We start from the raw sequence: 9864 nt of genomic DNA on the forward strand, positions 1-9864 counted from the left end.
GCATGGGCGTGCGCTTTCTCCTCGACGGCGAGGTCCATGATCTGGATGGCATCGACCCGACGATGACCGCGCTCGACCTGCTGCGCTACCGGCTGCGGCGGACCGGCACCAAGGAGGGCTGCGCCGAGGGCGATTGCGGCGCGTGTACGGTGCTGGTGGGGGAGTTAATGACCGTCGCCCCGGCGGAGGCCGGGGCCGCCCAAGATGGCGCGGAAACGCTGCCGCAAGAGCCGGGGGCGGCCCCGGCCTCCGCCGGGGCGACGTCCCTGGTCTGGCGCGCGGTCAACGCCTGCATCACCTTCGTTCCCATGCTCGACGGCCGCGCGCTGCGCACCGTCGAGAGCCTTGGCGGCAAGCATCCGGTCCAGTGCGAGATGGTCGCGCGGCACGGCTCGCAATGCGGTTTCTGCACGCCGGGCTTCGTGATGTCGCTCTACGGCCGCAGCATCGGTGCGGCGGGGACCGCGGGGACGCCGGTCGCCGACGTCATCGCCGGCAATCTGTGCCGCTGCACCGGTTATGGCCCGATCCTCGCCGCCGGCGAGGCGGTGCCGCTGGCGCCGGTCGACGACCGCGAGACCGCCACCGCGCTCGCGTTGCTGCGGACCGGTGAGATGCTCGCGCTGAGCCATGCCGATCCGCTGTCGGGGACGCCCCGCCGCTGGTTCGCGCCGAAGAGCACCGACCAGCTTGCCGGCCTGCTGCTCGATCATCCCGATGCCCGGATCGTCGCGGGCGCGACCGATGTCGGGCTGTGGGTGACCAAGCAGCATCGTCAGATCGACACGATCATCTGGCTCGGCGACGTCGCCGATCTCGCGACCCTCGACGAGGATGAGGCCGGCCTGACGATCGGCGCGGGCTTGCGCTATGTCGACGCGCACCCGGCGCTGACCCGGCTCCATCCCGATCTCGGCGAGCTGGTCCGGCGGATCGGCGCGCTCCAGGTGCGCAGCGCGGGGACGGTCGGCGGCAATATCGCCAATGGCTCGCCGATCGGCGACATGCCGCCGGCGCTGATCGCGCTCGGCGCGAGCGTGGTCCTGCGCAAGGGCGACGCCCGGCGCGAGCTGCCGCTCGAGGCCTATTTCATCCGCTATGGCGTCCAGGATCGCACCCCCGGCGAGTTCGTCGAGGCGATCCGGGTACCGCGCCCCGATCCGGCGACGATCGTCCGGATCGTCAAGCTCTCGAAGCGCTTCGACAGCGACATCTCGGCGGTCTGCGGCGCCTTTGCGATCACCGTGCGCGACGGCGTCGTCGCAGATGCGCGCATCGCCTTCGGCGGCATGGCCGGAACCCCGCAGCGTGCGGCCAGGGCCGAAGCGGCGCTGAGCGGCGCGGCGTGGAGCGAAGCGAGCGTCGAGGCCGCGGCCGTGGCGCTCGGTGAGGATTATACCCCACTGACCGACGTGCGCGGCTCGTCGGATTATCGCCTCAAGGCCGCCGCCAATCTGTTGCGCCGGTTGTGGATCGAACAGGCTGGCGACGAGCCGGTCAGCGTGCTCGAGCTGGCGCATGGCTGAGGGCGATCCGATCCGCCGCCGCGCGGTCCGCGCGAGCCTGCCGCACGACAGCGCCGAGGCGCATGTCGCGGGCGCCGCGCGCTATTGCGACGATGGCGGCGAGCCCGGCGACATGCTCCACTTGGCCTTCGGCAAGAGCAGCGAGGCGCATGCCGACATTCTGGGCATGGACTTGTCGGCGGTGCGCGCGGCGCCGGGCGTGGTCGCGGTGTTCACCGCCGACGACATCCCCGGCGACAACAATGTCGCGCCGGTGTTCGGCGACGACCGGCTGCTGGCGCGGGACGAGGTGGTGTTCCTCGGCCAGTCGATCTTCCTGGTCGCGGCGACCAGCGCCAAGGCGGCACGGATGGCGGCGAAGCTCGGCAAGGTCGACTATGCGCCCAAGGCCCATGTCGTGACGATCGCCGAGGCACGGGCGATCGACAATCTGATCGAGGCGACCCAGGTGATGGCGCGCGGCGATGCCGCCGTCGCGCTCGAAGCCGCGCCGCACCGGATCCAAGGCCGGCTCGAAATGGGCGGGCAGGATCATTTCTATCTCGAGGGGCAGATCGCGGTCGCGACCCCGGGCGAGCCCGGCCAGGTCCATATCCTGTCGTCGACCCAGCATCCGAGCGAAATCCAGCATCTGGTCGCGCATATGCTCCATGTCGGATCGGCCGATGTCACCGTCGAGATCCGGCGGATGGGCGGGGCGTTCGGCGGCAAGGAGACCCAGGCGTCGCTGTTCGCCGCCGCCGCCGCGCTGGTCGCGGTCAAGACCGGCCGCCCCGCCAAGTTCCGCGCCGACCGCGACGACGATATGGAGATGACCGGCAAGCGCCACGACTTCGGGGTCGGCTACGATGTCGGCTTCGACGATCGCGGGCGGATCGCCGGGGTGGCGTTTGATCTCGCCTCGCGCTGCGGGGCGACGATGGATCTGAGCTCGGCGATCAACGATCGCGCGATGTTCCACGCCGACAATTGCTATTATTACCCGGCGGTCGAGATCACCTCCTACCGCTATCGCACCAACACCGTGTCGAACACCGCGTTTCGCGGCTTCGGCGGGCCGCAGGGGATGATCGTCGCCGAACGGATGATGGACGATATCGCGGCGCATCTCGGGCTCGATCCGCTCGATGTCCGCCGCGCCAATCTCTATGGCGGGCCCGGCCGCGACGTCACCCCGTTCCACATGACGGTCGAGGACAATGTCGCGCCCGAGATCATCGAGACGCTGGCGGAGTCGGCGGGCTATGCCGCGCGGCGCGAAGCGGTCACCGCCTGGAACGCCAGCCATCGGGTGCTGAAGAAGGGGCTGTCGCTGACCCCGGTCAAGTTCGGGATCAGCTTCACCACCACCCATCTCAACCAGGCCGGCGCGCTGATCCACGTCTATGCCGACGGATCGATCCTGCTCAACCATGGCGGGACCGAGATGGGGCAGGGGCTGATGATCAAGGTGGCGCAGGTCGTCGCCGATGTCTTCGCGGTGCCGGTCGAGACGATCCGCATCTCCTCGGCGCGGACCGACAAGGTGCCGAACACCTCGGCGACCGCGGCGTCGTCGGGCACCGATCTCAACGGCATGGCGGCCTTCAATGCCGCGATGACGATCCGCGGCCGGCTTGCCGAACTCGCCGCGACGAAGTTCGGCGGCGAGGCCGACGCGGTGCGCTTCACCCCCGAGGGGGTCCATGCCGGCGGCGAGACCGTCGATTTCGCGACGCTCGCACGGATGGGGCATCTCGCGCGGGTGTCGCTGTCGTCGACCGGCTTCTACGCGACCCCCAAGATCGCCTATGATCGCGCCACCCATAGCGGGCGGCCGTTCCTCTATTTCGCTTATGGCGCGGCGCTGAGCGAGGTCGTGATCGACAGCCTGACCGGCGAGCATAAGGTGCTGGCGGTCGACATCCTCCACGATGTCGGCCGGTCGCTGAATCCGGCGATCGACCTCGGCCAGATCGAGGGCGGCTTCATCCAGGGGATGGGCTGGCTCACCACCGAGGAACTGGTGTTCGACGCCAGGGGACGGCTGCTGACCCATGCGCCGTCGACCTACAAAATCCCGACCGCGAGCGATCGGCCGCGTCATATGGACGTGCGGCTGTGGGAGCCGGGGCGCAATGTCGAGGCGACGATCCACCGCTCGAAGGCGGTCGGCGAGCCGCCGTTCATGCTCGCCAATTCGGTGTTCTGCGCGCTGACCGAGGCGGTGAGCGCGGTGGTGCCGGACAGGGGCCTCGCGCGGCTCGACGCGCCGGCGACGCCCGAGCGGATCCTGGCGGCGATCGACGAGCTCAGGGCACGGCCTCCCAAGGACAAAGCGGCCCGTGGATGACTGGGCGCAAGCCGCGAAGGCTGCGATCGGTTCGGGTGAGCCTGCCGCGATGGTCAGCGTGCTCGCGACCGAAGGCTCGGCGCCGCGCGGGCCGGGCACGCGCATGCTGGTGACCGGTGGCGCGATCGGCGGAACGATCGGTGGCGGTGCGCTCGAACATCAGGCGATCGCGCAGGCGCGGGCTTTGCTCGATCTGCCGGTGGGGGCGTGGCGGGTGCAGGATTATCCGCTCGGGCCGCTGCTCGGCCAATGCTGCGGTGGCCGGGTACGGTTGCTGATCGAACATCTCGACCCGGCGACAATCGACTGGATCGGCGCGGAGGGCGTGCTCGAGACGCGCTTTGCCGAGGATCGCCTCGTCCGCTCGGTTCTCGGCGAACGCGAGCCGGTGGCGACGCTGCCCGCGCGTGGTGCCAGGCCCGCGGCCGGCGACCGGATCGTCGAGCGGCTCGGCGGCGAGACGCTGCCGGTGCTGCTGTTCGGCGCCGGCCATGTCGGACGCGCGGTGGCGCGCGCGGTCGAGGGTCTGCCGGTCAATCTCGCCTGGTTCGATACCCGCGCCGAGACCGCCGACGTGCCCGGGGTGACGGTGATCGGCGACGACGGCGTCGAGGATTGCTTGAGCGAGGTCGCGTCGTCCGAGGCGGTGGTGCTGATCATGACCCATGACCATGGGCTCGATTATCGGCTGACCTGCGCGGCGCTGCGATCGCCGGCGCGGTTCGTCGGGCTGATCGGGTCGGGGACCAAGCGCGCGCGGTTCCTGTCGAAGCTGGCACGCGACGGGATCGATCCCGCGCGGCTGACCTGTCCGGTCGGGGTGTCCGGGATCGAAGGCAAGGAGCCGGCGGTGATTGCGATTTCGGTAGCGGCGCAGTTGATGCAGATGCGCTCTTCTTCACCCCTCCCCTTCAGGGGAGGGGCCGGGGGTGGGGAAGTGCTGGAAGGTGCTCGCTACGCTCGCCCCCACCCCAACCCCTCCCCTGAAGGGGAGGGGCTTTGACGATGGAAGCGTTCCGCGCTGAAATCCTTAGCGTTCCCGACGATCCGTCGACGGGCGCCCCGATCGTTCACCACCCCGACGGTCTGCTCGTCGTCGAGGATGGTATCGTCGTCGCAGTCGGTTCCCATGCTGATCTGGCCGGCAAGTTCGCCGCCCCGATCACCCATTTCCCCGGCAAGACGATCGTCCCCGGCTTCGTCGACGCGCATGTCCATTATCCGCAGACCGAGCGGATCGCGGCGCATGGGGCGCAATTGCTCGACTGGCTCGACCGGCACATCTTCCCGGCCGAGACCGCCTTTGCCGATCGCGCGCATGCCGACACCATCGCGGGCTTCTTTCTCGACGAACTGCTGCGCAACGGCACCACCAGCGCACTGGTCTATGCGACCGTCCATCCGGAATCGGTCGATGCGCTGTTCGAGGCGGCGCTGGCGCGCGACATGCGGATCGTGTCGGGCAAGGTGCTGATGGACCGCAACGCCCCCGACGGCCTGCGCGACACCGTCGACACCGGACGCGCCGACAGTGAGGCGCTGATCGCCAAATGGCGGGGCAGGGGACGGTTGCGTTATGCGGTGACCCCGCGCTTCGCGCTGACCTCGTCCGACGCTCAGCTGGCGAGCGCGGGCGATCTGGTCGCGGCGCATCCGGACGTGATGATGCACACCCATCTCGCCGAAAATCTGGGCGAGGTCGCGGCGGTCGCCGAACGCTTCACCGAGGCGAAGGATTATCTCGACGTCTATGACCGGTTCGGGCTGGTCGGCAGCCGGTCGATCTTCGCGCATTGCATCCAGATGGACGATGACGCCTTCGGGCGGATGGCGGCGAAAGGCGCGCATGCCGCCTTCTGCCCGACCTCGAACCTGTTTCTGGGGTCGGGGCTGTTCGATCTCGAAAAGGCGGCGGCGCATGGCGTCGGGATCGGGATCGGCACCGATGTCGGGGCGGGCACCAGCTTCTCGATCCTCCACACGCTCGGCGAGGCCTACAAGGTCTGCCAGATGCGTGGGGTCAGCCTCGATCCGTTCCGCGCGCTCCATCTCGCGACCGTCGGCGGCGCGCGGGCGCTCGGCATTGCCGACCGGGTCGGGGCGCTCGCGGTGGGGCAGGAGGCCGACTTCGCGGTGCTCGATCCGCGCGCGACGCCCTTGCTCGCGCGCCGCACCGCGGGCGCCTCGCTCCACGACCGGCTGTTTGCGCTGCAGATATTGGGGGATGACCGCGCGATCGCCTTCACCTATCTCGCGGGCAAGCTCGCGCACCAACGGGACATGCCATGACTCTCAATCTCGACGCCTTCGTCTCCGGCCTGCCCAAGGCCGAGCTCCACCTCCATATCGAAGGCAGCCTCGAGCCCGAGCAGATGTTCGCGCTGGCGAAGCGCAACAAGGTCGAAATCCCGTTCAAGTCGGTCGAGGAGGTGCGCGGCGCCTATCAATTCTCGAACCTCCAGGATTTTCTCGACATCTATTATGCCGGTGCCGACGTGCTGCGCACCGAAGAGGATTTCCGCGACCTCGCGACCGCCTATTTCGACCGTGCCGCCGCCGACAATGTCGTCCATGCCGAGATATTCTTCGATCCGCAGACCCACACCGATCGCGGCATCCCGTTCCAGGTCGCCGCCGACGGGCTGCTTGCGGGGATGGTCGAGGCCGAGGCGAAACATGGGCTGAGTTCGAAGCTGATCCTCTGCTTCCTGCGCCATCTCGACGAGGAGGCGGCGTTCGCGACGCTCAAGGCCGCCGAGCCGTGGCTCGACCGGATCGCCGGCGTCGGGCTCGACAGTTCGGAACAGGGGCATCCGCCATCGAAATTCGCGCGGGTGTTCGCGCGCGCCGGCGAGATGGGGCTGCTCAGGGTCGCGCATGCCGGCGAGGAGGGGCCGCCGGCCTATGTCCATGAGGCGCTCGACCTGCTCCACATCGACCGGCTCGACCATGGCAATCGCTCGCTCGAGGATGCCGCGTTGACCGCCAGACTGGCGCGCAGCGGCATGACGCTGACGGTCTGCCCGCTCTCCAACCTCAAGCTGTGCGTGGTCGACGATATCGCGGCGCACCCGATCGAGCACATGCTGCGCCAGGGGCTGCGCGCGACGATCAACTCGGACGATCCCGCTTATTTCGGCGGCTATGTGAACGACAATTACCGTGCGCTGATCCCGGCCGGCCGGCTCGACGCGCGCGACTTCGCGACGCTGGCGCGCAACAGCTTCCTCGGCTCGTTCCTGTCCGACGAGGCAGTCGCCGCGCATCTGGCGAAACTCGACGAATATATCGCGTCGCAGCCGGCTTGATCGGCGGACAGTGAGCCCGCATAAGGCGCGCTTCCCCGATTCCGGAGACCGTTGATGCCGACCCTGACGCCTGTCGAGCAGGCCGAGTTCCTGACCGCCGTCCATTATATCGCCGCGCGGGTGAAGGAAGGCGATTGGCAGCCGAGCTTCATCATCGGCGTCGGTCGCGGCGGGCTCGCCCCGGCGGTCTATCTGAGCCACGCCTCGGGTCTGCCGATGCTCTCGGTCGACTATTCGTCGAACGTCCCCGACTTCGCCGCCGAGCTTCTGGTCAAGCTGGCCGGGCGGACGATGGGCGGCGAGCGGCTGCTGTTCGTCGACGACATCAACGATTCGGGAACGACTATCGCCCATCTGCGCCGCGAACTCGCCGCCGCCGGCGCGGTCGCCGACAATATCCGTTTCGCGGTGCTGATCGACAATATCGTCTCGGCGCAGCGGGTCGACTATCGCTTCCGCACGATCGATCGATCGCAGAACAAGGACTGGTTCGTCTTCCCGTGGGAAGCGGTCGCCCCGGTCGACACGGTGATCGAGGATTCGGCGATCGTTCCGGAACGGCTGGCGTAAAGCCCGTTCTCCATGCTTCTTCTTCGTCATGCTGAACTTGTTTCAGCATCCACCGTGCGACGAGGGAGCGTTCCGAGAATAAGGGTAGATGCTGAAACAAGTTCAGCATGACGGCGAGGGGAGGGTGACGGTTTCGGCTCAGCCTCGGCCTCAGCCTTCCACCCAAGCCTGCAGCAGTTCGACCGAATGGTCGAGCCGCGCAGCGCGCCATGCGGCGCTTTTCAGGTCGACGCCGAGCAGGGCCGACAGCGAATAGCTGTTCGACAGATGGAAGCGGCTGAGCGCGGTGATCGTGACATAGAGCTGGACCGGATCGATCCCTGGCCTGAACACGCCTTGCGCCTCGCCGGCGGCGATGATCGTCGACAATGTCGCCTTCAACCGGTCGGCAGCCTCGGGCACCGTGCGTGACTGGCGGACGAAGCGGCCCTGCATCATATTTTCGGCGCGCAGCAGACCTTCGAAATGCGGGTGGCGCTCGAAATAGGTGAAGGTGAAGCGCAGCAACTGCTCGACGCAGCCGAGCGGATCGGCGAGGTCGAAGCGGAGCGCGGCTTCCTTGGTGCGCAGATCGTCATAGGCGGCCTCGATCACCGCGAGGTAGAGCGCCTGCTTGCTGCCGAAATGATGGTAGAGCAGCCGGATATTGCATTTCGCCAGAGCGGCGATGCGCTCGGTCCGGGCGCCCGAGAAGCCGTGCGCGCCGAACTCCCGGGTCGCCGACCGCAGGATTGCCGCGCGGGTGCGGTCGGCGTCGCGCTTGCGCGGTGCCACAGGCCGGTTTTCCGCGATTTTTGCAATAGTATTTATGGCCGTCACCCCGCTCAGCCACTGTTTCACGAACCAACCTTCGCGCCTGGATCGTCATAAGGCAACAGGATAAGTAAGAAATCGATTACTTATTGTTGCAGCGCAGTAAAGTCATGTTACGCTGCTGCGAAGCCGTGAGCGGGGCGGACGAAAAGCCGCAGATATCGAGGGAAATCCTATGGCTGAAATTTTTCCGCGGCGGCGTTCGCGCCGTTTTCCGGCGGCGCGTTTCGCGCTTGGATTCGCTTTGATCTCGGCGTCGGCCTCGGCGGGCTTTGCCCAGCCGGCGGCGCAGGCGGTCTCGGCGACGGTCGTGCGCGCGATTCCGATCCATATGGTGATCGTCACCGCGTTCGAGATCGGCGAGGATACCGGCGACCGCGCCGGCGAGTTCCAGGCCTGGGCCAGCGTCATGCCGCAAAAGCTGCCCTTTCCCGAAGGGTTTCGCGACCTGCGCTACGACCCAAGGCGGCAGCTGCTGCTGCTCCACACCGGCATAGGCACCAACCGCGCCGCCGCTTCGACGATGGCGCTCGGGCTCGATCCGCGGTTCGACCTGTCGAAGGCCTATTGGATGGTGGCGGCGATCGCGGGGGTCAATCCGAACGAAGCCTCGATCGGGTCGGCGGCCTGGATCGGCAATGTCATCGACAGCGATTATGGCTATGCGATCGATCCGCGCGAGGCGCCGAAGGGCTGGACCACCGGCCAGTTCGCCCGCGACCGTCAGGCACCCTATCAGATGCCGCGCCCCGACGAGAAAGGCTATAATCTGTTTCCGTTGAACCTGGGACTGCGTGACTGGGCGTACCGGTTGACCGCCGACATGACGCTGCCCGATCCGCCGGCGCTTGCGCAGATGCGGATGACCTATACCGGTTTTCCCAAGGCGATGGAGCCGCCCAAGGTCATCACCGGCGACGAGATCACCGGCCAGAGCTTCTGGCATGGCGCGTTGCTCACCGACCATTATGCGAAATGGGCGAAATATTGGGCAGGCGACGACGCGCGTTTCGTGATGACCGCGATGGAGGACAGCGGCGTCATCGGTGCGGTCAAGATGCTCGGCAAGGCGGGCAAGGCCGATCCGAACCGGGTGTTGGTGCTGCGGACCGGCAGCAATTATTCGATGCCGTCGCCGGCATCCGGGCTCGACGCGGCCGGGAGCCTCTTGTCGGAGCATAAGGGCTATTCGGGCCTGCAGGCCTCGCTCGATGCCGCCTTCCAGGTCGGAAGTCGGGTCGTCGACGAGATCAGCGCGCATTGGGATCGCTATGCCGAGGCGGTTCCGGGAACGGCGAGGTAGCGAACGGCTTGA

At 67.6% G+C, this 9864-nt stretch carries 8 protein-coding genes; 7 read left to right on the forward strand and 1 reads right to left on the reverse strand.

The features are described from left to right. Positions 1 to 2: 2 nt before the first annotated feature. The 6 genes from xdhA to AC1RM6_RS03330 are packed head-to-tail and all read left to right on the forward strand — an operon-like array spanning position 3 to position 7736. Positions 3 to 1526 (forward strand): xanthine dehydrogenase small subunit, encoded by a 1524-nt coding sequence (gene xdhA / locus AC1RM6_RS03305; RefSeq protein ID WP_493098169.1) that lies wholly within the window; start codon positions 3 to 5, stop codon positions 1524 to 1526. Beyond that, positions 1519 to 3858, forward strand: coding sequence for a xanthine dehydrogenase molybdopterin binding subunit (xdhB, locus tag AC1RM6_RS03310; protein ID WP_493098170.1), 2340 nt, complete (start codon positions 1519 to 1521; stop codon positions 3856 to 3858). The genes xdhA and xdhB overlap by 8 nt, the downstream gene beginning before the upstream one ends. Next, positions 3851 to 4861: a xanthine dehydrogenase accessory protein XdhC gene (xdhC, locus tag AC1RM6_RS03315; RefSeq protein ID WP_493098171.1), complete on the forward strand. Its 1011-nt coding sequence runs from the start codon at positions 3851 to 3853 to the stop codon at positions 4859 to 4861. Before xdhB ends, xdhC begins: the two co-directional genes overlap by 8 nt. A 2-nt stretch (positions 4862 to 4863) precedes the next feature. Beyond that, the gene (guaD, locus tag AC1RM6_RS03320; protein WP_493098172.1) at positions 4864 to 6147 is read left to right on the forward strand and encodes a guanine deaminase; all 1284 of its coding nucleotides are present in this window, start codon (positions 4864 to 4866) and stop codon (positions 6145 to 6147) included. After that, positions 6144 to 7166 carry an adenosine deaminase gene (locus AC1RM6_RS03325; protein ID WP_493098173.1) on the forward strand — a complete coding sequence of 341 codons (1023 nt, stop codon included), beginning with the start codon at positions 6144 to 6146 and terminating at the stop codon, positions 7164 to 7166. Before guaD ends, AC1RM6_RS03325 begins: the two co-directional genes overlap by 4 nt. A gap of 54 nt (positions 7167 to 7220) precedes the next feature. Continuing rightward, positions 7221 to 7736, forward strand: coding sequence for a phosphoribosyltransferase (locus AC1RM6_RS03330; protein ID WP_493098174.1), 516 nt, complete (start codon positions 7221 to 7223; stop codon positions 7734 to 7736). Between the two features lie 150 nt (positions 7737 to 7886). Here AC1RM6_RS03330 and AC1RM6_RS03335 read toward each other — a convergent pair whose 3' ends face one another. Next, complete coding sequence (locus AC1RM6_RS03335) at positions 7887 to 8510, reverse strand: TetR family transcriptional regulator (protein WP_493098175.1); 624 nt, start codon at positions 8508 to 8510, stop codon at positions 7887 to 7889. A 214-nt stretch (positions 8511 to 8724) separates the two neighbouring features. On the opposite strand from AC1RM6_RS03335, the gene AC1RM6_RS03340 reads away from it, so the two are divergent. Then, the gene (locus tag AC1RM6_RS03340) at positions 8725 to 9852 is read left to right on the forward strand and encodes a purine nucleoside permease (protein WP_493098176.1); all 1128 of its coding nucleotides are present in this window, start codon (positions 8725 to 8727) and stop codon (positions 9850 to 9852) included. Positions 9853 to 9864 lie beyond the last annotated feature (12 nt).

It is taken from the genome of Rhizorhabdus sp. GW822-FHT03C02, assembly GCF_058801765.1.

Excerpts from the sequence above, each read along its gene's own strand:
- xdhA (WP_493098169.1), top strand. The coding sequence starts at position 3 with ATGGGCGTGCGCTTTCTCCTCGACGGCGAGGTCCATGATCTGGATGGC.
- xdhB (WP_493098170.1), top strand. The coding sequence starts at position 1,519 with ATGGCTGAGGGCGATCCGATCCGCCGCCGCGCGGTCCGCGCGAGCCTG.
- guaD (WP_493098172.1), top strand. The coding sequence starts at position 4,864 with ATGGAAGCGTTCCGCGCTGAAATCCTTAGCGTTCCCGACGATCCGTCG.
- AC1RM6_RS03325 (WP_493098173.1), top strand. The coding sequence starts at position 6,144 with ATGACTCTCAATCTCGACGCCTTCGTCTCCGGCCTGCCCAAGGCCGAG.
- AC1RM6_RS03330 (WP_493098174.1), top strand. The coding sequence starts at position 7,221 with ATGCCGACCCTGACGCCTGTCGAGCAGGCCGAGTTCCTGACCGCCGTC.
- AC1RM6_RS03340 (WP_493098176.1), top strand. The coding sequence starts at position 8,725 with ATGGCTGAAATTTTTCCGCGGCGGCGTTCGCGCCGTTTTCCGGCGGCG.